This is a genomic window from Candidatus Binataceae bacterium (assembly GCA_035308025.1).
Classification (GTDB): Bacteria; Desulfobacterota; Binatia; order Binatales; family Binataceae; genus JAJPHI01.
In genome coordinates this window covers 1-24,695 of the sequence record DATGHL010000049.1, presented here as the reverse complement: position 1 = coordinate 24,695, position 24,695 = coordinate 1, and the positions used below count along the sequence as shown (strand labels likewise).

Here is a 24,695-nt window from a genome sequence, read left to right as displayed (position 1 = left end):
ACGAAATTATGCCCGCGCTGTTTCGCCAGCTCACACTTTGCGGCGTCGGCCTGATCGGCGGTTCGCTTGCGCTGATCGCACGCAAGCAGGGATTGGTGGAACGGATCGTCGGGTTGGGACGCACCCAGCGCAATCTTGACGTCGCGATGGAGCGGGGTCTGATCGATTTCGCCACGCGCGATCCCCTCGAGGCGGCGCAAGGCGGGGACCTCGTGATGCTGGCGACACCGGTGATGACCTTTCCCGAGACGCTCGCCGCGATGGTTCCCCATCTGCCGGCCGAGGCGGTGGTCACCGACGTCGGCAGCGTGAAGAGCTGGGTGGTGCGCGAACTCGAGCCGCTCCTCGGCCCGCAGATGGCGTTCGTTGGCGTGCATCCAGTGGCGGGCAAGGAAACCACCGGCGCGGCGGCGGCGGACGAAACGCTGTATCGCGATCGCCGGGTGATCGTGACGCCGTCGGCGCGCAGCACACCGGCCGCGGTCGAGAAGGTCGAGGCCTTGTGGCGCGCGACCGGCGCCCGGCTCGAACGGATGACACCTGCGGCGCATGACGCAATCCTCGCGCGCGCGAGCCATCTGCCGCAGATCGTCTCGAGTGCGCTCGCGGCGTCATTGGTGGACGAAATGGTCGCGGGCAAGTGGGCGGCGGGATTCGGCGCGGGCGGCCTGCGCGACACCACCCGTATCGCGGCCTCGTCGTCCGAGATGTGGCGCGACATCTGCCTGACCAATCGTGACGCGATCGCGGCGGCGCTCAAACTTTATGCACAAGTTTTTGCAAAGTTCTCCGACGCCGTCACGGACGGTGACGAGCAGTGCCTGATGCAGCTTTTCGAGCAGGGGCGCGCGATGCGCGAACGGCTGAAATGAGCCTGCGCGCGCGTCCCGTGGTCGCGATCGACGGGCCCGTAGGGGCGGGCAAATCCACCATCGCGCGGGCGCTGGCGCGGGTGCTGGGCTTCAGCCATCTAAATACCGGCGCGATGTATCGGGCGGTCGCGCTGGCGGCTTCGTTGCGCTATAGTACGCAGGAGCTGAACGATCCGGCGATCGAACGGCGTCTGGGAGAACTCCTGAATTCAATCTCGATCACTTTTGACGGCGAGCGGGTATTGCTCGACGGGCGGGAGATTAGCCACGCGATCGCGACGCCCGCGATCAGTGACCTGGCGTCTCGGCTCTCCGGGTTCGCAGCGGTGCGGACGCGGATGCGCGAGCTGCAGCAGGTCGCGGGACGTGGCGGCGGGATCGTGATGGAAGGCCGCGACATCGGCACCGTGATCTTTCCCGACGCCGACTGCAAATTTTATCTGACCGCAAGCGCGGCGGTGCGTGCGGAACGGCGTTTCGCTGAGCTCGCCGCGCAGGACGCGACGGTGACCCGCGCACAGGTGCTGGCGCAGTTGCAGGAGCGCGATCAACGCGATCAGGAGCGCGCGCTCGCGCCGCTCAAGCCTGCCGCCGATGCGATCGTGGTCGATTCAAGCGAACTCGACGTCAACGAAGTCGTCGAGCTCATGGCGGAGCGTGTGCGTAGCAGATCACGAACGTGATTAGGACTTGAAAGGGCGCATCCACCCTTGTATGGATGGCATTACTTATGAGGTCCGGTAAAAGGTCTTACTAAATGGAGAAAGAGTTGTCGGAACAGGCGAACGGAGGCATGAATGACTTCGAGTCGTTGATGGAGCAGACCCTTCATGCCCCGCGGCCGGGCGATGTGCTGATCGGCACCGTGGTGCAGATTAACCGCGATAGCGTGATTGTTGACATCAATTACAAGTGCGAAGGGCAGGTGCCGCTCGCCGAATTCCTTGACCACGAGGGCAACGTCGCGGTCAACGAAGGCGACGAGGTTGACGTTTATTTCGAGGGCACCGAGACCGAGAACGGCACGGTGACCCTCTCGCACGCCAAGGCAGAAAAGTTCAAGGTCTGGCGCGAACTCGAACAGGCCTTTCAAAGCGAGACGGCGGTCGAGGGCGTGATTCTCGGCAAGGTCAAAGGCGGCTTGCAGGTGGACATTGGGGTGCCGGCGTTTTTGCCGGGCTCGCACGTTGACACGCGGCCGGCGCGCAATCTCGATCGCTATGTCGGGCAACGCGGCCGCTTTCACATTCTCAAATTTAATCGCGCGCGCGGCAACGTCGTGGTCTCGCGCCGCAGCGTGATCGAGCGCGAACGCGCCTCGCTCAAGGAACAGACGCTGCACGTGCTTGAAGAAGGCGTCATCCTTGAGGGCACGGTCAAGAATATTACCGACTACGGCGCCTTCGTCGATCTCGGCGGCATCGACGGGCTGCTGCACATCACCGATATGGCTTGGGGCCGCCTGCAGCATCCTTCCGAAGCGGTCAAGGTGGGCGACAAGGTCAAGGTCGTGGTGCTGAAGTACGACTCACAGCGCGAGCGGGTCTCGCTCGGGATGAAGCAAATCATGCCCGACCCGTGGACGCATGCGTCGGAAACTTTCGCGATCGGCGCGCGGCTCAAGGGTAAGGTGGTCAGCGTCACGGACTACGGCGCCTTTGTCGAGCTCGAAAAGGGTATCGAGGGCTTGATCCACGTCTCGGAAATGTCGTGGAGCAAGCGCGCCGTCCACCCGTCGAAAGTGGTCAATGTCGGCGATTTCGTCGAGGTGCAGGTGCTCGGAGTCGATGAGGGCAATCGGCGCATTTCGCTCGGCCTCAAGCAGACTGAGCCGAATCCGTGGCAGGCGCTCGAGCAGCTGCATCCGATCGGCAGTACGATCAGCGGCAAGGTCAAATCGATTACGGATTTTGGCGTCTTCGTCGAAATCGAACCGGGGATCGACGGACTCGCGCATATCTCCGATCTGTCCTGGACCAAGAAGGTGCGCCATCCGTCCGAGCTCTACAAAAAAGGGGACGAGGTTCAGGCCGTGGTGCTCGGGATCGAAGTCGAGCACGAGCGCGTCAGCCTGGGCGTCAAGCAGCTCACGCCGGATCCGTGGGACAGCGTGGCGCAGCGCTATCCGCTCAACAGCATGGTCAAGGGCAAGGTCAGTTCGGTGGCCGACTTCGGCGTCTTTGTCGAACTGGAAGAGGGCATCGAAGGACTAATCCACATCTCCCAGCTCGCCAACGAACGTGTGGACAAGCCGTCATCGCTGTTTAAGCCGGGCGACGAAGTCGATGCGTTGGTCGTCCAGATGGATGCGCGCGAGCGGCGCATCGGGCTCTCGGTCAAGGCGGTCACGCAGCATCACGAGCGCGAAGAGATGGCGGCCTATCTTAAGCGCGAGCAAGAGGCGCAGCGTTTCTCGATGGGCGACATGCTCAACGAGGAGTTGCGGCTGGATCGCGATGACGCTGGGCGCGCGCGCAGCGGGCGTGGCCGCAGTTAGCCGCGGCAGCATCGGAACGCAACGAGCCGGCGCGCCGGAACCCGAGCGATGACGAAGCGCGGGATCATCGAGGAGTTGTTGGCGCGACGTCCGAACCTGGCGTCGCGCGACAGCGAAGCGCTGGTCAACGCGACTTTCGAGGCGATGGCGGGAGTGCTCGCGCGGGGCGAGCGGATTGAGATCCGCGGCTTCGGCAGTTTCGGCGTCAAAGCTCGCGGAGCCCGTCAGGGACGCAACCCGCGCACCGGCGCCGTCGTCGCAGTCCCGGCCAAAGCCGTAGCATTTTTTCGCGGCGCTAAGGAACTGCGCAGCGCGGTCGGCGCGATCGCAACGGCCGATTCGGATTGAGTATTACCCTCTAACTTTGCGCCTGCCCAGATCATGCTTGCGTCGTGCGCCAAAGCGATCGACACTGCCATAACTGATTCAAAGATGGTCCGGATCGCGTTATGAATGATGACGTAACCAGGTGCACTACGCTCGGCGAGCTGACTCGCGCCGGCTATAGAACAGCGCCAGTGCGGCTCGAGATGCGCAACAATCTCGTCAAGCTGCTGCGGCGCAACGAGAAAATCCTGCCCGGGATTATCGGCTACGACGAGACCGTGGTTCCCGAGATCGAAAACGCGGTGCTCGCGGGCCATCACATGATCCTGCTGGGTGAGCGCGGCCAGGCCAAATCCCGCATCATTCGCGCGCTGGCGGCGCTGCTCGACGAGCAGGTGCCGATCATCGCCGGCTGCGAGATCAACGACGATCCTTATCGGCCGATTTGCGCGCGCTGCCGCCGGCTCGTCACCGAGCAGGGCACCGCCACGCCGATTGCATGGATCGGCCGCGATCAGCGTTATGCGGAGAAACTGGCGACGCCCGACGTCTCCGTCGCCGACCTGATCGGCGAAATCGATCCGATCAAGATCGCCGAAGGCCGCTATCTGGCCGACGAAGAGACTATCCACTACGGTCTCATTCCAAGAGTCAACCGCGGCCTGTTTGCGATCAATGAACTGCCCGACCTCACTGAAAAGGTCCAGGTCGGCCTGTTCAACCTGATGGAAGAAAAAGACGTCCAGATCAAGGGTTACAAGATTCGTCTGCCGGTGGACGTGATCTTCATCGCGAGCGCCAATCCCGAGGACTATACGTCGCGCGGCCGGATTATCACGCCGCTCAAGGATCGTTTCGATATTCAGATTCGCACGCACTACCCCAAAACCATCGATCACGAAATCGCCATCATGGAGCAGGAGTGCGCCTATCCGCTGCGCGCCGAGCTGCCGCTGCGGATTCCACACTTCCTCAAGGAGACTTTGGCGCAGATCACCTTTGAGGCGCGCGCGTCTAACGAGATCAATCAATCCTCAGGCGTCTCGGTGCGGGTGACGATCAATAACTTCGAGACGCTCATTTCAAATTCCGAGAAGCGCAGCATCCTCAACGGCGACAACGAAATCGTCCCGCGGCTCTCGGACTTTCACGCGCTGCGCCCCTCGACCGTGGGAAAACTCGAGCTCGAGTTCGCGGGCGAAGACAAAAAGGACGCCGAGCTGTTCGAGCGGCTGGTCAATCGGGCGGTGCTCAAGGTGTTTGATCGCTATATCAGGCTCGAGGATCTCAAGCCGGTTATCGCCTATTTCGAGCAGGGTTGGGGCGTCGAGGTTTCAGACCGGGCGCCGGCCGCGGATTATCTCGACGCCTTGCGCGAGGTCCCGGGACTGCGCGACGCCATCAACCGACTGGGCGCGTTTGAAACCCCTGGGCTGATGGCGACCGCCAGCGAATTCATCTACGAGGGCCTCCATCTTCATCAGAAGCTTAACAAGGATCGCGATGGCGGACGGTTTTCCTACCACGCCTGAAATTCTCCGGCGCGCGGCAGTCACCACCCGCTACACCCAGTGGGACGGCAGCCAGGCGCTCAAGCTCGACGCCGACAAGGTCTTCGAGAAGCTCGCCGAGCACCTCTCCCACAGTGACGACGTCCGTCAGGCCGCCGACTGGATGATGCGCCAGGGGATGGATTTCGACGGAATGAAAGTGGCCGGGCTCGAGGAGCTGCTCGAGCAGTTGCGCCAGGAGATGCGCAAGCGCTACCGCGACGTCAACCTGCGCAACGCACTCGGCGAAATCGAACGCCGGCTGAACGAAATTCTGGGGAGGGAACGCGAGACGCTCGACGCGCTGGGCGAGGACGACGCCGGCGCTGCGGCAAAACGCCGTCAGCTCGGGTCGCTACCGCGGCGGCTCTCCGAATCGCTGCGCCAGCTCGAGCACTACGAGTTCGAAAACGCCGGCGCCAAGCAGGACTTCGACGAATTGCTCGCCGAATACGACAACATCCGCGACCTCGAAAACTTCCGCGACCGCTTCAATCACATGTTCCACGGGCCGAAAAGCCTCAACTACGAGGAGGCTGTCGAGCTGATGCGCGAGATGGAGCGGATGCGCCAGCTAGAGCAGGATCTGATGCAGGGCAACTTCGAATCGCTGTCGCTCGAAGACCTGCAAGAGCTGCTCGGGCAGCAGGCTTTGCAGGATTTCCAGACTCTGCGCCAGATCATGATGCTCCTGCGGCAATCCGGCTACATGGCGCAAAAGGGCGACCATCTGCAGCTTTCGCCCAAAGGCGTGCGGCGCATCGGACAGCTCGCACTGCGCGATATCTATCAGGGGCTGCTCAAGGATCGCGCCGGCTCGCATCGCACCGACCATCGCGGCATCACCGAGATCCGCCCTGACGAAGTCAAAGCCTACGCCTATGGCGATCCGCTGAACCTGAATCTGGTAGGGACGCTCAAGCATGCGCTCATCCGCAAGCCAGGCGTGCCACTCGAGCTCGATCCCAGCGACTTCGAAGTCTATGAGAATGACTACGGCAGCTCGTCCTCGACCGTGCTCTGCCTGGACATGTCGTGGTCGATGAGCTGGGAGGGGCGCTTCGCTGCAGCGAAGAAGGTGGCGCTCGCGCTCGAAACCCTGATCCGGACCCGGTTCCCGCGCGACTATTTCTCGATCGTCGGTTTCTTCACACGCGCGGTCGAACTCAAGCTCAAGGATTTGCCCGAGGCCTCATGGAACATGGGCGATCCGTTTACTAATCTGCAGGACGGTTTGCGGCTCGCCACCGATCTCCTCGGCCGCCATCCCTCGCGCAACCAGCACGTCATCGTCATCACCGACGGCCAGCCCACGGCATATTTCCTCAACCAGCGGCTTTACTGCGAATGGCCGCTCTCCTTCGGCGGCATCAGCATGCGCGCCGCGCAGGAGACGCTGAAGGAGGTCGAGCGCGTCACCCGCCGCGGCATCACGATCAACACCTTCATGCTGGACGACTCGCCGAGCCTGCGCGCTTTCGTCGAGAAGATGACGCTGATTAACCGCGGCCGTGCGCTGTATACCCGCCCCGATCATCTCGGCGAATACATGCTGGTCGATTATCTGAAAAAGAAACGCAAGCGCGCCTGAACAGTGACTATTTAGCGGCCTGCGAGTCCCTCGGCAGGCGCCACGGGACGCCGATTTGGCGCATCACGATCCGCTCGGCGTTCACTCCGGCGGCTGCGACCAGCCGGCGCATCGGCTCGTCCATCGGCTCGCGCGACAGCCGGAAGGTCCCCCAATGGATTGGGACCAGGTAACGCGCCCCAGTCTGCACGAACATTTTCCAGACCTGCTCGGGATTCGCGTGATTCCAGATCCAGGGGTCATAGGCGGCGATTGAAAACGCGGCGACTGCCGGCGGATTCGTGGCGAGCGCGGCGAAGAGGTCGGTGTCGGCGCTGTCACAGGCCAGCAGCATCCGATGACCGTCCTTTTCCAGTATGTAGCTATTGAAACCATAGTCCCGGCCGAATGGCGGAAACCGCTTTCCCCAGTGGCGCGCGCCCATTGCGCTGATCATCAAGCCATCGGCGACAGTGCTTTCGTCCCAGCTAAGTTCACGGACATCGCGGAAGCCCAGCGACCGAAGCAAAGCGCCGCAACCGCGACACGCGACAACGATCGCGCTCTTGGGCAGCGCTTTCAGCGAAGGCAAATCCAAATGGTCCATGTGGGCGTGTGTGATCACGATAACCCTGACCGTTTGCAACTGCGCCGCGGTCAGGACCGGTGCGATTATCCGCCGCGGCCCAATTGTGAAGATCGAGTCGACCGCGACGCCGACACGACTGAAGAGCGTAGGATCGCTGATTACGCGGACGCCGAAGAAATTTATCAGCAGCGTCGCGTGACCCAGATTCTCAAGCGTCAATCCGGTATCCGGCCAGTGATCTACTAGTTCTCCCTCGTTCGAGGCACCCGCCTGACAAACATTTTTATACCTCATCGAGGTGGCATAGGTTGTCACAAGAATCAGCAACGCCGACGATAGCGTCATTATCAGTAATGGTGCGAAGTATCTATTAACTGGCTTGAAGAACTCGCGGAAAGGCAACACGTTGATCTTAACTGTGACGGAGGTAGTCAATAAGCAAGGGATTACTCTCACAGACTCTCGCTCGTTCTTCGAGGCGGCTTGAACACGTGGCCGGTCTGACTACTTTGTCGCGACCGGCGGAGGGAAGCATGGCAGCCGCTCCACCATTGCGTATTGATAAGAATGTCCCTTCCATTGGAACGTTCCGCTGCCGGAACCGAACTCTCCGGTCATATTAGTCAGTTGATCATCTTCGATCGTGGTCTCTGGCGCGGCCGGCGCGTAAACCAGATAGGTGGATTTGCCCGGCTTGAATGAGGGCGAAAGCGGCGGCCGGAAACTCATCTCGCGCAGGTTCTCCGCCGGATGCCAACCGGCGTCCCGATTCGACGCGTCGCCCACGACCCATCTCGGGTTTTGTCCCGCATTATCCACGCGCAGCTCGCGCCACTGCAGGGCGTCGTTCCCGCCGGTCTGCCGCAACTCGATCACGTTCGGCGGCGCGTCTTCGAGTTCGCCGCAGCGCTCGCGCCGATCGACCGGATCATCTCCTGGATCGCCGGTATCGGCCACGGCGTTGGACGCGAGATAAGTCGCGCCCATGCCGACGCCCTCGGCCGCTTGGACCGCGAGCGGCGCCAGTGCGATCGCGGGCGCAAAGCATCCGCTCGCAAGCGCGGCACCCGCGACGAGCCCAAGGGACAGCACGATACGACCGCGCGCGCGGCAAATTCGGAAATTAGTAATTGGCGCCGATGGACTCAGGGCTTTGTCGCAGTGACTATCGAGGAGGTGAAAGGCGGACTTGGCAGCGTTTCAATTGTGATTCCGACGAAGCCCGCCGCCTGTAGCCAGTTGGAGACCTCGATGAAGCTGTAGTCGCGTCCGCGTGTCGTCAGAAGAAGATAGAGCGCGAAGACCGCGCCCGCTGCAGGCACGACCAGCTCCGCGTCCATGATGTGATCCTTGATGATAACGCGTCCGCCGCTCGCGAGCGCGCGGAAGCACTTGGCCACCAGCTCCGCGTTAGTCGCTTCGTCCTCGCTATGGATGATGTTGGACATGAAGATCACATCGACCGGCCCGGGCAACTCGCCGGCGCGATAGTCCACCTCGCACAATTCGATTCGCGGAAGCGCCCAAGACTCGCGTGTGGCGAGCAATTCGCGCGCGACGGCGAGTGTCGCCTTGAGATCGTAAATCGCGCCGCGAGCGTCCGGCCAGCGCCGCAGGAACTCGACCAGATAGGTTCCCGGGCCGCCGCCCAGATCTACTATCGTCCGCGCCGACGACAGATCGAGATGCTCTGCCGTCCAGCGTGCGTCGCCGCGCGAGCGCACGAGGCTGTCCATCGCGCTGATAAAGCGGACGGTCTCTTCGGGGCGGCTTTGATACATGTCAGGACGGACCGCCGGCTGCCCCGAGCGAATCGAGTCTTCGAGGCGTCCCCACGCGCCCCACAGCTCGGCGTCGAAGAGAATCATGCCGCCGAGATACTCGGGAGACGCTTCCACCAGGTAGCGCCGCGAGGTTGCGGTCAGCTCGAAACGTCCTGATTCCTTGCTCAGGATTGACAGTGCGACCAGCGCGTTCGCCAAAAGCATGGTTGCGCGCGGCTCGCATCCGATCGCCGCGGCGAGCGCAGCGGCGTCACGACCGTCGCGCGCCAAGGCCTCGAATACTCCGAGTTTAAGCGCGATCTGAATCGCGCGCGCCTCGGCATGTCCGCCGGCCATCGCCGCGATCTGCCCAAAATCCATCATGCGCCCCTTGCGAGACTTACCGCCGCGGGCGCGTTTGAATCAAGATCATGGAGTCAGGACCAGCTTGCCGACCGACTGCCGCGACTGCATAAAACGATGAGCCTCGGCGGCCTCGCCCAACGGATAACTCTTTCCGATCAACATCTTGAGCTTGCCTTCGCGCATCAACTTGAAGCAGCTCTCGGTCCCCTCTTTCATCAAATGATGCTGCGATGACGCCGTGAACAGGATGAAACCGCTGACCTTCACGGCTTTCTCAAACAGCCGCATCGGATCGAGCTTGTCCGGCGGCCCGCCCGCGCGTCCGTAGAGGATGACGTGGCCGAACGGCGCCGCGCATTTCAGCCCTTTCTCGAAGGTCGGCTTGCCCACGGCGTCGAGATTCAGATCGATTCCCTTACCGCCGGTAAGGCGCAGCGCCTCTTCGGCGAGGTCGTGGGTTTCATAGTTGATCACTTCGTCGGCGCCGTACTGGCGCGCGATCGCGATCTTGCTGTCGCTTGAGACCGTGCCGATTACGCGCGCCCCGGCCGCCTTCGCGATCTGCATCGCGACCACGCCGACGCCGCCCGCCGCCGAATGCACCAGCACGGTTTGCCCCGGCGTTAGGTGATGGCAGGTGTGGAGCATGAACCAGGCAGTAAGCGTCTGAATCGGAAACGCCGCGCCTTCCTCGAAGCTCACCGAATCGGGGAGTGGAATTACCTGATTGGCGTGGAACAGCGAGTACTCCGCGTAGCACTTAAGCCCGATCCCAGCCACGCGCATCCCGGGCTTGAGCCCCTCGACGCCCGGCGCGACTTCGTCAATTACGCCCGCCGCTTCCATCCCGGGCGTGTCAGGCAGCTTCGGCTTGATCACATAATTGCCCTGACGGAAGAAATTGTCGGCGAAGTTGATTCCGACGGCATGATTGCGCACCCGCACCATGTTCGGCCGCACCTCGGGCTTAGCGACTTCGACGAGTTGCATGACCTCGGGACCGCCAACCTCTTTGAATTGAATCGCTTTCATAATCGCTGCTCCATCGCGCGAAAAATCTGTTGCATGGCTGCTTTGAAGCCGTCGCGCACGCTTGAGAATGGGGTTATCATTTCACCATCCGCAACGCCATCGAGCGCCGCGTCTCCATCGTGCTTGAACTTGTGATCTTCGACGCCGACGGCGTGCTCTTCGATTCGACCGAATCCAATACTGCCTACTACAACGCGATCTTCGCGGCGATCGGCGAGCCGCCGATGAATCCCGCCGAAGAGCAGGCGGGGGTTTTTATGGCCGCGGCGCAGGTCTTCGCGATCCGCGCTGCCGGTGCTGAGGACAAAGTTGCACGGATGCGCGAGATCGCACGGACGATGGATTCATCGCGGTTCTTCACGCTGCTACGGCCACCGCCGCGGTTGCGCGAAATTTTGCTCGACCTCAAGCGTAGCTATAGGCTAGGGTTGGCGACCAATCGTTCCGCGACGATTCCCGCGATTGTCGATTACCTCGGACTGGAGGGGCTCTTTGACGCGATCGCCAGCGCGCGCGACCCGGTGCGCCCCAAGCCGGCCCCCGACATCCTCGCGTTATGTCTCGAACGCGCCCGCGTCAAGCCCGGGCGCGCGGTTTACGTTGGCGACAGCGACACTGATCGCATCGCAGCGCTCGCCGCTGGGACGCATTTTGTCGGGCTCGGCGAGCGTGCGCCCCATCATCACTGGATCGCAGCGCTCGATGAGCTTCCGCGCAAGCTTGGCCAGATATTTGGCAGCCGCCAGGCCGAGTGAGGCTTTGCGAAACGCAGCCGAGCGCGGGGGCGGCGAAGTCAACGACGCGCGGCCAAAATCACGAGTCTGCGAGCCGTGTTCAGAATAGAGCGAGAATCCGCCTACTTCGACTTGCGTTTCGTCTTGTTCCGGCTCTTGCCTGCCTTGTCGTCGCTGCTCCGAATCCGCGCGGATTTCCCCGCGTCGCCGATCGCGGCCGCACTGGTCTTGGCGTGACCGGCATCTTGCGCCATCATCCGATCAACCTTCATGCTGAGGTTAACCAATTGCGTGCTGAGCGTGTCGAGGCGGGATTTCAGTTCACGCACATCGCGCTTGGACGGGACGTTAACGAAATCCAGAATGCTCTCGACGTTACTGTTGAAGCTCTGCTTGTTGGAGAGAAAGCGCTCGCCCGCCCGTCCCAGTCCCTTGCGCAAGCGCTCGCTCGCCATCACTTCACTGAAAAAGCTCGCCGCGCCATCTTCGCTGAGTTGGCGTAGCTTGCCCATCAGACCATCGATTTCCCGACGTGCCATCATTCAACTATAGCCAGCCCCGCGCGCCCCGCCAACGATGACCCTGCTGGCGACGATCCTTGCCGTGACGTCGGGTTTCGTCCTGACGCGCTTTCACGAGAGCCCCGCCAACCTGATCGCGACTTCGCTCGTCCTTGATGCTGCGCTCGCGCCGGTCACGGCGATCGTGGCGGCGCGCCGGGAGCGCTCGATTGCGCGCTGGTCGCTTATCGGTTTCGTTTTCGGCGTCTGGGCGCTCGCCTGGGTCCTCCTGTTCAAGCCAGCGCGTGGCGCTCCCGGCACAGACCGCTTCCCGCCAACCTCGGCTGCGGCGTGAGCTTATTTGCGCGGTGAGCGACGCCCTCCATGTCATCCTCGCGCCCGTGCGGCCGAATCTACGAGACTCCGCCAAGACTTTTAGGGTAAATTGCTGCGATGTGGAGCGCTTGTTACGAACGCGGTGGTCGAAGGGCGAGATCAACTTGCAGGACGCGTCAACTACTTCATCGGTCGTGACCCCGCCGCTGGCACACCAACGTTCTTACAGTCGGCAAGGTACTGGTAAGCAATGCGTGGCCGCGGATTGACGTAGAATACGGTCGCGACCCGCAACGCAGCGCGGGTCGCGAGTTGAGTGCACCTTCGTCGTGCACCCGGGTGGCGATCCTTCAACGATTCGACTTGCTTTCGATGGGGCCGACCGAATTCGCACGCTGCCGGACGGCGGCCTCTCTCTGGAATGGGGTGCGCGCCAAGTCTCGTTTACCAACCTGAAAGTCTTCGAAGACGATGAGGGCGGGCGTCGCAAAGTGGCTGCCCATTTTGTGCTCCCGCCAAAATTGCACTCGGATCGTGGTGCTTCTTACGTGCAGTTTCAGCTGGCCCGCCACAACCCGAGGGCGCGCCTTACCATAGATCCGACGTCACGCGGTTGCGCTCAGAATCGACTTCTCGCCACAAACTGTCTGGGTGATGATTGCCTTTTGCCACCTGAATGGTCCGAGCCGCGTACCCGTGATGACGCTGACATTTCAGGGGTCGCCTTCGCCATAGTCCTTCAAGGTTAGCTGCGCGTTGGCTTGGTCGCGCTGATGGTGAAACCAGCTAACTGAGGGGGCAGTTGATCTTGCATCATGACTCCTGGTGAACGCGCCCCTCGACGAAGAACTTCCGCTAAAAATAGATGCTCTTAGCGCTACTGTCGCGCAGATCGGTCGGAAAACTTAAACGCCGGGATCTTTGCGGATCGCCGGCGTTGTTTCGATCGACCGCGACGGTCGCGGCTATTTGGTTTCGTGCATAGCCTTTGCCAGAATCGCCGCGATCTCCGGGCGGGTGTATTCCGCCGGCGGCGACTGCCCGGCCCGCAGCATCTCGCGCACTTTCGTGCCCGAGAGCAGCAGGCGATCGGCGTCGCTATGCGGACAGCTCTTGTATGATGCCATCCCGAGGCACTTCGCGCAGTAAAACGTATTCTCGAACATCAGCGGCGTGATGCCCATCTCTGCGGGCGTGAAACGCTCGAACATTTTCTGCGCATCGTACGTGCCGTAGTAGGTGCCGACGCCAGCGTGGTCGCGGCCGACGATGAAGTGCGTGCAGCCGTAGTTGCGCCGGATGATCGCGTGCAGAATCGCCTCGCGCGGGCCGCCGTAGCGCATATGCGCCGGCATCACCGAGAGCATCGCCCGCCCCTTCGGATAGTAGAGTTCGAGCAGCACCTTGTAGGTTTCCATCCGGATCGCCGCCGGCACATCGTCGCCCTTGGTCTCGCCGACCAGCGGATGGAGCAGCAGGCCGTCGCAGATTTCGAGCGCGGCCTTCTGGATGTACTCATGGGCGCGATGAGTCGGATTGCGGGTTTGGAAGGCCACAATCTTGCGCCAGCCGTTGGCGCGGAACTGCGCGCGCGTCTCTCGCGGCTCGAGCCGGTATTCCAGAAACGTGCGTCCGGGAATCTCGTCGAGCAGCGTGATCTCGCCTGCCAGGCACCACGGCGGCGTCGAAGTGACGTTCTTGGCGCCCGGATGAGCGTCCTCGGCCGTGCCGAAGACCGCTTCCGCCTCGCGCTTGCGATCGACCTGGTAGGTTTCCGCGAGCTTCAGAATCGCGATTGGCGCACCGCCCTCGTTAGTAAGCGCAACTTCGTGCCCTGTTTTCAATGGGCGCGCGACCGCCTCCTCGACCCCTAGCGTGATCGGAATCGACCACGGCGTACCCGACGCCAAACGCATCTCGTCGCGACTGCGGACGTAGTCCGCCTCGCCCATGAAGCCGGTCAAGGGCGAGAAGGCGCCCGACGCCAGCATCTCGAGATCCGCCAAGTCGCGTGCACTCAGGGTCACCTTCGCGAGTCCTTCGGCGTGCTTGCGCAACGCCGCGCGTTCGTCGGTAGGCGCCTTGCGATCGACCAGCTCGCCGCCGCCATGCGCGCTAATCGGATCCTGCGCGACGCTCATCGGTTCACCTTGCCCCGGTTGACAAAATTCTTCTGTTCCAGCGTCGCGAGGAGCCGCGTCAGACTCTGCTCGCGCGTCTCGGACCCGCTGTTTACGACCAGTTCGGCGTTCAGCGGCGCCTCATATGGGTCCGATACTCCAGTGAAATTTTTGATCTCGCCGGCGATCGCCTTTTTGTAGAGTCCTTTGACGTCGCGCTCGACCAGCTTATCGAGCGAACACTCGACGAAGACCTCGAAGAAATTATCGTGCATCTTGCGGACTTCGTCGCGCACATCCCGATACGGCGAGATCGCCGCCGAAATCGCGATCACGCCGTTGCGTGCGAGCAGTTTGCAGACATAACCGATCCGCCGGATGTTAGTGTCGCGATCTTCCTTCGAGAAGCCCAGTCCTTTCGAGAGGTTGGTTCGCACTTCGTCGCCGTCGAGGACCTCGACACGATGACCCCGGCTGCGTAACTCGTCCGCCACCAGATTGGCCAGCGTGGATTTTCCCGATCCCGAGAGGCCGGTAAACCACAGAGTGAATCCTTCGTTCATCTAAGCAAAGTCCTTCCTGATGGATTAGTAATCAAGTCGTGCAAGTTATATAGGAGAACGAGCAGTAGCAAACTGTCTGCTCGAGACTAGGTTTCAGACCAGACCCTCTTCCTCGGTCAGACTGGTCAAGGCCGGCTGATTGACCTTTGGGCGCAACCGTCCGACCACGAAGAAGAGATACAGGAGATAGAAATCGAAAAGAATGACGGCCGCCCAGACGCCATAGGCTTGAGCGGGCGCCAGCAGCTTTAGATCGATCAGCGTTCGGGACAGGCCGAAACCGACGATCCAGGCGTCGAAACTCATGCAGATGCGGCGAAACGTCTCGGTCGGCATGTATCTGAGGAGGTAAGTGCCGAGCGGGAGGCCCAACAGCACGGCCGGTGTGATCGGCACGACTAGCCGGATGCTGCTCGCGCGAAACAGGCCCAAAAATGCATATACAACTGCCGTGAAGGCGGTTTCAAAGACCCTCACCGTGCCAAGGGCGGCGCGAAATTCCTCTTTGTCCATACCTTGGTTGTTGAACATCATAGCGAGCGGCGGTCCGGAGATAGTCGTGGTCGCATAGAGCGTCCCGACACCGACTCCCAATGGAAACCCAGCTATATGTTCCTTCTTGATGGGCCGCCGGAATCCGGCCGCCTGCAAAAAGATCAGCGGCAGCATGACGACATAGGTCCAGAGCTTAAGCCAACCCGAATTCACGTTGGTCAGCAAAAAACTACCAAGCAGTACACCCGGAATCAGGCCGAATAAAATCGGAATAGCGCGCCGGCGAACTGCAGCCAGACTTCCCCGATTCAGAATCACGACCCAAGCGTTAACTGCCAGCTCGATCAAAACCAGCGCCGGGCTTAGAACTCTATTCGAAAAGAACAATAACGCGACGGGCACCGTCAGTGAAGAAAAGCCATAGCCCAAAGCGCCGTTGACCGTCGCGGCGAAGAGCGCGATGCAAAACAGGACGATAATCCCGCTATCCAGATGAAACATTATTAGGAAACTCGATCCAATAGATGAGTTAAACAGTAATGTAAGTCATATATTCGTGACGAGTCAACTACCGGCTCGAATCGCGCTCACTGAGACCCAAGGAGACCCGTTACACGCGCCAACACAGCCTACCGTCGCGTCCTAGAAAGGCCAAGTAGAAATCTCCTGACCCCACTGAAGCACTCGATTTATCATGGATGCCCTCAGTAGATACGGATTCAGGTAGCACCCGTAAATATCAATGAATTCTTGAGTTCGGCGGGAGAGTCGAAGACTGCGAGGGCGCCGACGCCGATGAGGCGAGTGCGCTGCAAGGGCCTAGCGGCGATACCATAGAAGCGGACGCGGGCGGCACCGGCGGCGCCCGCGTCCGCTTCCGAGTCGCCGACAAAAAACGCGTCGTCCGGAGCAGTCCGGCAAAGCTCGAGCGCGCGCCCGATAGAGTCGGGCGCGGGCTTGAGCGGCAACATCGCATCACGGCCGACGATCGCGTCGAGATGGAGCCGCGGATGCTGGAGAGCGAGCCAGCGCTCGATCGTCCGCGCGGAGTTCGAGGTTACGATCGCGACGGCGTTGTTGCGCGCCTTGAGGGCGCGCAACAACGCCGTCGCGCCGGGCAGCGTCTGCGCCCGCTCAATCCCGCGCAATTCGTAGGCCTCGATGATGGCGGAGGCGGAGCGCAATAACGCCTCGGTATCCTTGCGGGCGAGGCTGCCGAGTGCTTCGCGCTCGGCAGCCTCGCCCGCACCATCCATTAGGCGCGCGCGCAGCGCTTCATAGAGCGGAAGGTTGCCGCGCGGAATTTCGGCGAAAATCGCGTCGCCGACGCCCTCACGACGCAGATACTGTTCAAGCTCGATTCGGCTCGCCGCCCAATCGACCGCCGACTCGAGCGCGACGAGAGTATTGTCGAAGTCAAACAGCCAGGCACTCATGCTCGCAGGTCGCTATCCACAGCGCGCCTTTCAGTGGGCTGCTGAGCGAAGCGGGTTCTCGTAGCTCGCAAACTCGATAATCGACGAATGCAGCTCTGACGGATCCGTGAACAGCAATTTGAGGGCTTCGGTTGCAGCGACCATCGCGACTATCCCGGCGGCTGCGCTGCGACGCGAAAGCGGCGCGAAGAGCTTCGCTGCGACGCATGCAGGATACGACGGCAGAGCCGCGATCGTCACGACTCTCGCAGGCCGGTCGAGCCGCGCGAAGACCGTCGGCGATCGCTCATGCTTGACGCACAAGTTTGCGGCCTGCGCCAGCGCCGCGGCGCTTCCGGCGAGAATCAGCAAAGAAGCGCGTGACAATTCATCGATCGGGCCCGCGGCCTCGATTACAATGTCGGCGTTGAGCTCGCGCGCACGCGCGACGAGTCGTGCGCCATTTTGCGTCTCGTCGATCACGCAGAGATTTATCCGCCCAACGCCCGCGCCGACGAGGTAGTCGAGCACCGGCTCGACGTCTGCCGTTTCCCCGGCGATCGTGATGCGGGCTGCGAGCAGGCGTTCCTGCGCGATCCCGCCAATCGCGATGATCTGACGGCTGTAGCGCTCGATCTGCTGATCATTCAGCACCGTTCGCTGACACCGGTCATCAAGTTGCTAGCTCAGAGGACGAGCAGAGCTATTTCGGCCGGTTTACCTCGTGCCGCATCGCTTCGCGGTTCATTTCCCGGAGGTCTTCCGCGACACCCTCGTCGACATCGTTCGATGGCTCATCTTCTATCTTTTGATTGGGATTCGAATCCGGCACAGAATTCTGCGGCGCGATATTATTAGCAGGCGGGCTTCCAGATGCCGCGGGCGCACCGTTTCCGCAACTCGTATCTCCGCTTGGGCACGGAAATGCACTTGCGGCATCCTTGGCGGTTGTCCGCGCTCCCTGCGCGTGGGCGGCTCCGGTTCCAATCGCGAAAAACCATACCATCAGTATCGCGGGCAGCATCTTGTGCAATGGCATTTGGACCTCGTTCGCTGAGCTACTCGATGACGTTTTTCTCGATCGGTTCGACCGTGACCCCGGACTGGCGCAGCCACGCCAACGCGCGCTCGATCTGATCGTTGCTGCCCTCGAATTCGACGGCGACCAGGCCCATCTCCTCCGAGACGCTCGCGCCGCGGATGTTAAACACCAGGTCAAATTTCTTGACTAGATGATAGAGAATCGGCTCCTTGATGAGCGCGCGCGGATAACTCAGGTAGTAGCGCTCGCGGATACGTTCCATTTGCTCACCAGCCGCTCGATTTTTTCGCGGCGCCACTGCTGCCATCCGATCCAGAGATTGGTCGAGAGGTACTTGTCGCCGAAGTCCGGAAAGATGGTGACGACACAGCCTTCGCGCAGGCTGCAGGCGACTTTGAGCGCCGCCACCATCGCGGCGCCCGACGACTGTCCGACCAGGATGCCCTCGAGCTGACCGAGGCCATACACCATCTCATAGGCGTCTTCCGTACTGACGCCGATTTTGTCGTCGAGTTCGTCTTCGTGATAGATGCCTGGCACAATCGACGAGGCCATGTGCTTAAGACCCTCGAGCCCATGCATCGCGTCGTCGGGTTCGACGGCGATCACCTTCACCGCCGGATTGCGCGACTTGAGATAACGTCCGGCGCCCATGACGGTGCCGCCGGTGCCGATGCCGGCGACGAAATGGCTAACTGCGCCGCCGGTGGCGCGCCAAATCTCCGGGCCGGTGGTTTCAAAATGAGCGAGCGGATTCGCCTCGTTGTTATACTGATCCGGCTTGAAGTAGCGCTCGGGGTTCTCGTCGATAATTTTCCGGCACATCACGATCGCGCCGTCGGAGCCTTCCAGCGGATCCGAGTAGATGGGCTTGGCGCCAAAAGCCTCGATCACCCGTTTACGTTCGCGACTGACGTTCGCCGCCATCACGAGTTCGACCGGATAGCCGAGAATCGCCCCGACCATCGCGAGCGCGATGCCGGTGTTGCCTGAAGTCGAATCGAGAATGACCTTGCCGGGGCGCAGTTCACCGCTCGCGAGGCCGAGCTCGACCATCTTGCGCGCGGCGCGATCCTTGACCGAACCGCCGGGATTGAAACCCTCCAGCTTGGCGAAGATGCGGACGCCCGCGGGCAGCAGCCCCGCCGTCAGGCGGGAGATTTCGAGCAGCGGAGTGTTGCCGATCAGCTCGAGCACGCTGTGCGCGCGCGCGGCCGGGACGATCTCTGCGCCGGCCGCGCGCGGCGTGTTAGCAGCCGCCGGCGATCGCGGGGACGATCGAGATGTCGTCGCCATCCTTGACCTTTGACTCAAGCGCACTGAGAAAACGGATATCGTCGCCGTTCAGATAGACGTTGACGAAGCGGCGCAACTCACCCTGAGCGTCGAGCAGCCGCTCGCCGATCCCCGGATGACGTCGTTCGAGATCGGCCAGCACGGCCTTGACCGAATCGCCGCTTGCCGTCACTTCGTCGCTGCCCGCGGTGAAGCGGCGCAGCGGCGTAGGTACGCGAACCTTTATTGCCATCGTACAGTTTGGAACCTCCTCAACTAATGATCTTGTCTCACGCGGCGCCGGCGAGCGGCCGGGCGGTGCCGTTAAGGCGCTCGAACAAGGCGTCGAAGTCTTTGAGCCGCGCTTCGATCTCATATGGCCGCGCGATGGATTGCGCAACCGCTTCGAGCGTCTTGTAGCCGTTACCCGTAATGGATACTACCACGCTTTCGTCGGGGTGAATCCGCTTTTGCGCGATGAGTTTCATCGTCACGGCGAGCGTGGTGCCGCCGGCGGGCTCGGCGAAGATGCCCTCGGTGCGGGCGAGCAGTTTGATGGCGTCGATGATCTCCGGATCGGTCGCGACGTCGCCCCATCCGCCCGATTCGCGCACCGCCTTCAAGACGTAATAGCCGTCGGCCGGATTACCGATCGCGATCGACTTCGCGATGGTGTCGGGTTTGACCGGCGTGATCAGGTCGGTGCCTTTGTGCAGCGCATGAATTACCGGCGCCGAGCCGGCCGCCTGCGCGCTATGCACCTTGCATTCGCCGTCGCGTATCAGGCCAACTTCCCTCAATTCCTTGAAGGCCTTGGCGACCTTCGGCAAAATCGTGCCGCCGGCCGTCGGGATGACGATATGATTCGGCAGCCGCCAGCCCAACTGCTCGGCGACTTCGAAGCCGAAGGTCTTCGCCCCCTCGGTGTAGTAGGGGCGCAGATTGATATTGACGAAAGCCCAGCCGTATTTGTCCGCGATTTCGCTGCAGAGGCGGTTGACGTCGTCGTAGTTGCCGCGGATCGTGATGACCTGCGCGCCATAGATCGTCGAGCCGACGATCTTGCCCGCCTCGACGCCCTCGGGCATGAAGATCACACAATTCAGACCGGCGCGCGCAGCGTGTGCGGCGACCGCGGTGGCCAGATTCCCGGTCGAGGCGCACGACACCGTTTTGAAGCCGAACTCGCGCGCCTTGCTGATCGCCACCGACACCACGCGGTCCTTGTATGAGAGCGTCGGGTGGTTGACGGTGTCGTCCTTGACATAGAGGCGCTTGAGTCCGAGCTCGGCGCCGAGGCGCTTCATTTGGACCAGCGGCGTGAAGCCGGAGTGCGGCCCGATCTCGGGCTCGCCCTCGACCGGCAGCAGCTCACGGTAGCGCCACAGGTTGTGCGGGCGTTTCTCGATCGCCGCGCGTGAGATGGCGGCCTTGATCCGCGCATAGTCGTAACCGACCTCGAGCGGCCCGAAGCACATCTCGCAGACGTGCAGGGGGCTGATCGGATATTCCTGGCCGCATTCGCGACACTTCAGATTGGTGACGTAGCTCATCGCGTCCTCTTGTTCTCGAACATCTTAACTTTCGCTACGGCTTATCGCGCACTGCCGGCAACGGCGGCGAGGCCCGCCTCCGCCGCGCCGCAGCCGCATCCTGAGCGCACGCTGATTTCGGTAACTCGCACAGAGCCGGTTTTGCCGTCGTAGGTCAGCATCCGGCCCGCCAGCATGGGCGTCTCGCCGCGCAGCCAGCTCAGCGCCTCTGCCGCCTGCGCCTCGCCGATCGCGCCCGCCACCGGACCGACGATGCCGGCGTCGCGGCAGCTCTCTGCGTCGCCGTCGTCGGGCGGCCCCTCAAAGAGGCAGCGCAGACAGGCGGTGCGGCCGGGTAACACGGTCATCGCCTGACCGCTCATCATGATCGCGCCGCCATAGACGAAGGGCGTGCCACTGGCGACACAGACATCGTTGATCAGAAACTTGGTCGCCGGATTGTCGGTGGCGTCGATCACAAATGCCGCGCGTGCGATTAGTTGGGTCCCGTTGGCGGCGTCGAGGCGTTCGGCATGGGTCTCGAGGTTCAGGGTGGGAGCGAGCGCGCGCAGATGGCGCGCCGCAGCGATTACCTTGAGCGCCCCGATATCCGCATCGCGGTAGAGCGTCTGCCGCGGCAGATTCGAGAGCTCGACTGGATCGGGATCGATCAGCGCAAGTTCGCTGACGCCGCCGCGCACCAAGGCCATCGCGGACGGCACTCCGAGTCCGCCGACGCCGACAATCAGTACGCGTTGATTTTTGCTCTCGCCCATCGCTCACTCGCAGCGACATCCAGAGCGCGGCGGAAAGGGCGAAAAAAGAAAACCCTCTCCTCAGATAATAAGGACGAGGGTTGGCACAACTCTCGCCTTATCTTCCAAGACTCCTTCGTGGAGTCCCGCAGGATTTAGCACCAGCACCCAATAGGCCGGTTGCTGCGGCATCTTCGGGCCAGTCCCTCCGCCGCTCTGGATAAGGCCACAATTACTGCTCGATAGCCTTATATACACGCTCGACGATGTCAACTCCCGACCGTCCGGTCAGCGCGCCGGCGCCTGGGATCGGTGAGCCGTCAAAAGCTGCGAGCTCTATCGCGACTGCCATCGAGCGTTGCGCTTGTCGCGGGCGGTCAGTGAGTGCTTAAACTAGGGAGCGGTTTCACCGGGATCGGGTTGCGGCGCGAAGCGCTGCCGAGTCGACCCCGAAGCTCTAATCAGGATTCGAGTCGCCGGTGCGGCTCGGCATAACGGAGGAACCCATGCGAGATGTTGTGATCGTCGAGGCGGGCCGGTCGCCCATCGGCAAAAAGAACGGAGCCCTTTCCGGCGCGCATCCGGTCGACCTGCTCGGCCAGGTGATGATGGCGGTGCTGCAGCGCGCGAACGTCGCCCCGAGCGCGGTCGGCCAGGTGGTGGGCGGCTGCATCAACAAGGTCGGCGCACAGGCGATGAGCGTTACGCGCACGGCGTGGCTCGCGGCCGGCGGACCCGCGGAAGTGGCCTGCTCGACGATCGATTCACAGTGCGGCTCGAGTCAGTTCGCGGTCAACCTCGCCGCCAGCATCATCGCTTCGGGCGCCGAAGAGATCGTGATGGCCTGCGGGGTCGAGAACATGAGTCTGTTGCCGATCGGCTCGGATTCGATTGCCGGCGCGCAGGCCGGGATGGGCAAGCCCATCACCCGCAAGTATCGCGAGCACTATGAGTTCGTGAGCCAGTTCGAAGGCGCCGAGCGGATCGCGACCAAGTACGGAATCACGCGGGCGGACGCCGACGGTTTCGGTCTGGAGTCGCAGTTGCGCGCGGCGCGCGCCGTCGCGGAAAAGCGCTTCGAGTCGCAACTGGTGCCGGTCGAGGCGCCGGTCAAAGCCGAAGGCGGCGAAAAATCCACCGAGACCCGCACGATCACTCGCGACGAAGTGCCGCGCAATACGAGCCTGGAAGCTTTGGCCGGGCTCAAGCCGGTCGCGCGCCCCGACGGCATCCATACCGCGGGCTCGGCCTCGCAGGTCGCCGACGGCGCCGCGGCTGTCCTGCTGATGAGCGCGGCCAAGGCGCAGGAGCTGGGCTGCCGCCCGCGCGCCCGCGTGATCGACACCTGCCTGGTCGGATGCGATCCCGTGCTGATGCTCGAGGGGCCGATCCCGGCGACACGGAAATTGCTTGAGAAGAACGGGTTGCGAATCGGCGATATCGACGTCTTCGAGATCAACGAGGCCTTCGCGTCGGTGGTGCTGAGCTGGGCCAAGACCCTCGAGCCGGACATGAACCGCGTCAATCCGAATGGCGGCGCGATCGCGTTGGGCCATCCGCTGGGCGCGACCGGCTGCGGACTGGTCACCAAGGCGATCAACGAGCTCGAACGGACCCACGGTCAACGGGCAATCGTGACGATGTGCTGCGGCGGCGGCCTGGGCACCGGCACGCTGATCGAGCGGGCCTAGCGGGCCCGGGAGAAAATCGATGCGTATTGGATTCATTGGTCTCGGCAACATGGGCGGCCCGATGGCGCTCAACCTGCTCAAGGCCGGACACACTCTCGTGGTTCACGACGTGCGCCGCGCCGCCGCGGAACCTCATCTGGCGGGCGGCGCGAAATGGGCCGACACACCGGCGGATGCCGCCAAGGACGCCGAACTCGTCCTGACCTCGCTGCCCGGACCGAAGGAGGTCGAGGCGGTCGCGATCGGCGGCGAAAACGGCATCATCCACGGGATCGGAAAATGCGCCGTGTATGCGGATCTCTCGACCAACTCACCGACTTTGATTCGGCGGCTGCACGCTACCTTCGCAGAAAAGGGTATCCCGATGATCGACGCGCCCGTGAGCGGCGGCGTACCGGGCGCGCGCAACGCGACGCTGGCCGTGATGGTCGGTGGCGACGAACAGATCTACAACCGGATCAAACCTGCGCTCGACGGCATCGGCGACAAGGTCTCTTATGTTGGCGCGATCGGCGCGGGCGCCGTCGCCAAGCTGGTCCACAACATGATCGCAATCTGCAGTATGCAGATCCTCGCCGAAGCCTTCACGATGGGGGTCAAGGCGGGCGTCCCTGCCGAGGCGCTCTTCACCGCAGTGCAGAACGGCGCCTACGGCCAGGGGATGCTGTTGCGGGCGCTGCCCAAGGTGATCTTCAAGGGCAACTTCGATCGCGTCAGCTTCGCGCTCAAGCTGGCGCGCAAGGATCTCGCGCTCGCGACGCAGCTCGCGCGCGAAAACGACGTCGGGATGCCGCTCGCGAGCCTGGTCGAACAGGACCTCCTTGCGGCGGTGACGCACGGACTCGGCGAGAAGGACTCGAGCGCGGCCTTCACCGTGCAGGAGGATCGCGCGGGCGTCAAAGTCCGCGTCTGAGCAATTCGCAACAGACTGAGTGAAGAGATAACGCGATCGCGCGACAGAGGTATCCGCATCATGGCCGATGATTTGACTAAAAAAGGCATGGAAGTCCGCACGCAACTATTTGGCGAAAAAGCCGCCAAGGCCGGTCACGCTTATCTGAGCGAATTCGACCCGGGCTTCGCCGACTTCCTTAACGACCAGGTTTTCGGCGCGGTCTGGGGCCGTCCCGGATTAGCGATCAAGACCCGCTCGATGATCACGATGGCGGCGCTGACCGCGCTCGGCCGCGCTCCCGAACTGAAGATTCACATGCGCGGTGCGCTCAATCTCGGCATCCCGAAAGAAGAGATCAAGGAGCTGATCATCCATCTCTCGCAGTACAGCGGCGTGCCGACCGCGGTCGAAGCGATGCGGGTCTATCGCGAGGTGACGGAGCCCAAAAAAGCCTAGCCGAAACTTTTCCGCTGAGTGTCATTCTGAGCGGAGCGAAGAATCCCGGAATGCTCTCGCCTTTGCAGAGCGCGCGAAGTAAAGCAAAAAATGAAGATCGGCATTCTCTTCACGGTCAATGAGCATAGCGTCGATCCGGCGAGTCTCGCGCGCGAGATGGAGGCACTGGGCTTCGAATGGGAAGAACATACTTGACTCATCAGACTTAGACTGTCAAGCTTTCGCCCATGCTTACGAACGAGGGGCCGCCGCGCGTCCTTTTGCGGATTGGCCTCGATTCTGGAATCTCTACGACATGATTCAGTTCATGGCGTGGCAGT

At 62.1% G+C, this 24,695-nt stretch carries 28 protein-coding genes and 1 riboswitch; of the genes, 11 read left to right on the top strand and 17 right to left on the bottom strand.

Going from position 1 to position 24,695, the window contains the following annotated elements; translation table 11 throughout:
* The first annotated feature begins 8 nt into the window (after positions 1-8).
* The 6 genes from VKS22_15300 (at position 9) to VKS22_15275 (ending at position 6,837) form a co-directional block, all read left to right on the top strand.
* Positions 9-872, top strand: a complete 864-nt coding sequence (locus tag VKS22_15300) for a prephenate dehydrogenase/arogenate dehydrogenase family protein (GenBank protein HLW71979.1) — start codon at positions 9-11, stop codon at positions 870-872.
* Complete coding sequence (cmk, locus tag VKS22_15295; protein HLW71978.1) at positions 869-1,555, top strand: (d)CMP kinase; 687 nt, start codon at positions 869-871, stop codon at positions 1,553-1,555. The genes VKS22_15300 and cmk overlap by 4 nt, the downstream gene beginning before the upstream one ends.
* Before the next feature lie 74 nt (positions 1,556-1,629).
* Entirely contained in the window at positions 1,630-3,369 is a 1,740-nt protein-coding gene (locus tag VKS22_15290; GenBank protein HLW71977.1) for a 30S ribosomal protein S1, read from the top strand.
* Between the two features lie 48 nt (positions 3,370-3,417).
* Positions 3,418-3,717: an HU family DNA-binding protein gene (locus tag VKS22_15285; GenBank protein ID HLW71976.1), complete on the top strand. Its 300-nt coding sequence runs from the start codon at positions 3,418-3,420 to the stop codon at positions 3,715-3,717.
* Positions 3,718-3,818: 101 nt separating this feature from the next.
* Entirely contained in the window at positions 3,819-5,228 is a 1,410-nt protein-coding gene (locus VKS22_15280; protein HLW71975.1) for a hypothetical protein, read from the top strand.
* The gene (locus tag VKS22_15275; protein ID HLW71974.1) at positions 5,200-6,837 is read left to right on the top strand and encodes a VWA domain-containing protein; all 1,638 of its coding nucleotides are present in this window, start codon (positions 5,200-5,202) and stop codon (positions 6,835-6,837) included. Before VKS22_15280 ends, VKS22_15275 begins: the two co-directional genes overlap by 29 nt.
* A gap of 7 nt (positions 6,838-6,844) precedes the next feature.
* Here VKS22_15275 and VKS22_15270 read toward each other — a convergent pair whose 3' ends face one another.
* From VKS22_15270 to VKS22_15255, 4 genes are all read right to left on the bottom strand, one after another.
* On the bottom strand, positions 6,845-7,624 hold the full coding sequence (locus VKS22_15270; protein HLW71973.1) for an MBL fold metallo-hydrolase: 780 nt from the start codon (positions 7,622-7,624) through the stop codon (positions 6,845-6,847).
* Between the two features lie 285 nt (positions 7,625-7,909).
* Positions 7,910-8,497, bottom strand: coding sequence for a hypothetical protein (locus VKS22_15265; GenBank protein HLW71972.1), 588 nt, complete (start codon positions 8,495-8,497; stop codon positions 7,910-7,912).
* 53 nt (positions 8,498-8,550) lie between these two features.
* Positions 8,551-9,549, bottom strand: a complete 999-nt coding sequence (locus VKS22_15260; protein HLW71971.1) for a methyltransferase — start codon at positions 9,547-9,549, stop codon at positions 8,551-8,553.
* A gap of 48 nt (positions 9,550-9,597) precedes the next feature.
* Positions 9,598-10,566 carry a quinone oxidoreductase gene (locus VKS22_15255; GenBank protein HLW71970.1) on the bottom strand — a complete coding sequence of 323 codons (969 nt, stop codon included), beginning with the start codon at positions 10,564-10,566 and terminating at the stop codon, positions 9,598-9,600.
* 119 nt (positions 10,567-10,685) lie between these two features.
* On the opposite strand from VKS22_15255, the gene VKS22_15250 reads away from it, so the two are divergent.
* Positions 10,686-11,321 carry an HAD family hydrolase gene (locus VKS22_15250; protein HLW71969.1) on the top strand — a complete coding sequence of 212 codons (636 nt, stop codon included), beginning with the start codon at positions 10,686-10,688 and terminating at the stop codon, positions 11,319-11,321.
* 101 nt (positions 11,322-11,422) lie between these two features.
* Here VKS22_15250 and VKS22_15245 read toward each other — a convergent pair whose 3' ends face one another.
* Positions 11,423-11,839 (bottom strand): hypothetical protein, encoded by a 417-nt coding sequence (locus tag VKS22_15245; GenBank protein HLW71968.1) that lies wholly within the window; start codon positions 11,837-11,839, stop codon positions 11,423-11,425.
* A 37-nt stretch (positions 11,840-11,876) separates the two neighbouring features.
* Between VKS22_15245 and VKS22_15240 the strand changes: the two genes are divergently transcribed.
* Positions 11,877-12,155 (top strand): hypothetical protein, encoded by a 279-nt coding sequence (locus VKS22_15240; protein HLW71967.1) that lies wholly within the window; start codon positions 11,877-11,879, stop codon positions 12,153-12,155.
* 331 nt (positions 12,156-12,486) lie between these two features.
* On the opposite strand, the gene VKS22_15235 is transcribed toward VKS22_15240, so the two are convergent.
* The 12 genes from VKS22_15235 to VKS22_15180 all read right to left on the bottom strand — a co-directional run bounded on the left by VKS22_15235 (position 12,487) and on the right by VKS22_15180 (position 21,354).
* A complete protein-coding gene (locus VKS22_15235; protein HLW71966.1) occupies positions 12,487-12,639 on the bottom strand; it encodes a hypothetical protein in 153 nt (50 codons plus the stop codon).
* 462 nt (positions 12,640-13,101) lie between these two features.
* Positions 13,102-14,277 carry a sulfate adenylyltransferase gene (gene sat / locus VKS22_15230; protein ID HLW71965.1) on the bottom strand — a complete coding sequence of 392 codons (1,176 nt, stop codon included), beginning with the start codon at positions 14,275-14,277 and terminating at the stop codon, positions 13,102-13,104.
* Complete coding sequence (gene cysC, locus VKS22_15225; GenBank protein HLW71964.1) at positions 14,274-14,819, bottom strand: adenylyl-sulfate kinase; 546 nt, start codon at positions 14,817-14,819, stop codon at positions 14,274-14,276. The genes sat and cysC overlap by 4 nt, the downstream gene beginning before the upstream one ends.
* Positions 14,820-14,912: 93 nt before the next feature.
* Positions 14,913-15,815, bottom strand: coding sequence for a sulfite exporter TauE/SafE family protein (locus VKS22_15220; GenBank protein HLW71963.1), 903 nt, complete (start codon positions 15,813-15,815; stop codon positions 14,913-14,915).
* Positions 15,816-16,033: 218 nt separating this feature from the next.
* Positions 16,034-16,750, bottom strand: coding sequence for an HAD family hydrolase (locus VKS22_15215; protein ID HLW71962.1), 717 nt, complete (start codon positions 16,748-16,750; stop codon positions 16,034-16,036).
* 30 nt (positions 16,751-16,780) lie between these two features.
* Positions 16,781-17,383 carry a hypothetical protein gene (locus tag VKS22_15210; GenBank protein HLW71961.1) on the bottom strand — a complete coding sequence of 201 codons (603 nt, stop codon included), beginning with the start codon at positions 17,381-17,383 and terminating at the stop codon, positions 16,781-16,783.
* Between the two features lie 49 nt (positions 17,384-17,432).
* Entirely contained in the window at positions 17,433-17,768 is a 336-nt protein-coding gene (locus tag VKS22_15205) for a hypothetical protein (protein ID HLW71960.1), read from the bottom strand.
* A 19-nt stretch (positions 17,769-17,787) separates the two neighbouring features.
* Positions 17,788-18,033 carry an NIL domain-containing protein gene (locus VKS22_15200; protein ID HLW71959.1) on the bottom strand — a complete coding sequence of 82 codons (246 nt, stop codon included), beginning with the start codon at positions 18,031-18,033 and terminating at the stop codon, positions 17,788-17,790.
* Positions 18,003-19,067 carry a PLP-dependent cysteine synthase family protein gene (locus tag VKS22_15195; GenBank protein HLW71958.1) on the bottom strand — a complete coding sequence of 355 codons (1,065 nt, stop codon included), beginning with the start codon at positions 19,065-19,067 and terminating at the stop codon, positions 18,003-18,005. Before VKS22_15195 ends, VKS22_15200 begins: the two co-directional genes overlap by 31 nt.
* Positions 19,021-19,299, bottom strand: coding sequence for a ubiquitin-like small modifier protein 1 (locus VKS22_15190; GenBank protein HLW71957.1), 279 nt, complete (start codon positions 19,297-19,299; stop codon positions 19,021-19,023). The genes VKS22_15195 and VKS22_15190 overlap by 47 nt, the downstream gene beginning before the upstream one ends.
* 37 nt (positions 19,300-19,336) lie before the next feature.
* Entirely contained in the window at positions 19,337-20,599 is a 1,263-nt protein-coding gene (locus VKS22_15185; GenBank protein ID HLW71956.1) for a threonine synthase, read from the bottom strand.
* Positions 20,600-20,640: 41 nt separating this feature from the next.
* The gene (locus tag VKS22_15180) at positions 20,641-21,354 is read right to left on the bottom strand and encodes a HesA/MoeB/ThiF family protein (protein ID HLW71955.1); all 714 of its coding nucleotides are present in this window, start codon (positions 21,352-21,354) and stop codon (positions 20,641-20,643) included.
* 94 nt (positions 21,355-21,448) lie between these two features.
* Positions 21,449-21,560: riboswitch (SAM riboswitch) on the bottom strand.
* A 279-nt stretch (positions 21,561-21,839) separates the two neighbouring features.
* Here VKS22_15180 and VKS22_15175 point away from each other — a divergent pair.
* Genes VKS22_15175 through VKS22_15165 form a run of 3 tightly spaced genes read left to right on the top strand, consistent with a single transcriptional unit; the run spans position 21,840 to position 24,375 of the window.
* Positions 21,840-23,024, top strand: coding sequence for an acetyl-CoA C-acyltransferase (locus tag VKS22_15175; protein ID HLW71954.1), 1,185 nt, complete (start codon positions 21,840-21,842; stop codon positions 23,022-23,024).
* 19 nt (positions 23,025-23,043) lie between these two features.
* Positions 23,044-23,937 carry an NAD(P)-dependent oxidoreductase gene (locus VKS22_15170; protein HLW71953.1) on the top strand — a complete coding sequence of 298 codons (894 nt, stop codon included), beginning with the start codon at positions 23,044-23,046 and terminating at the stop codon, positions 23,935-23,937.
* 60 nt (positions 23,938-23,997) lie between these two features.
* Positions 23,998-24,375: a carboxymuconolactone decarboxylase family protein gene (locus VKS22_15165; GenBank protein HLW71952.1), complete on the top strand. Its 378-nt coding sequence runs from the start codon at positions 23,998-24,000 to the stop codon at positions 24,373-24,375.
* Positions 24,376-24,695 lie beyond the last annotated feature (320 nt).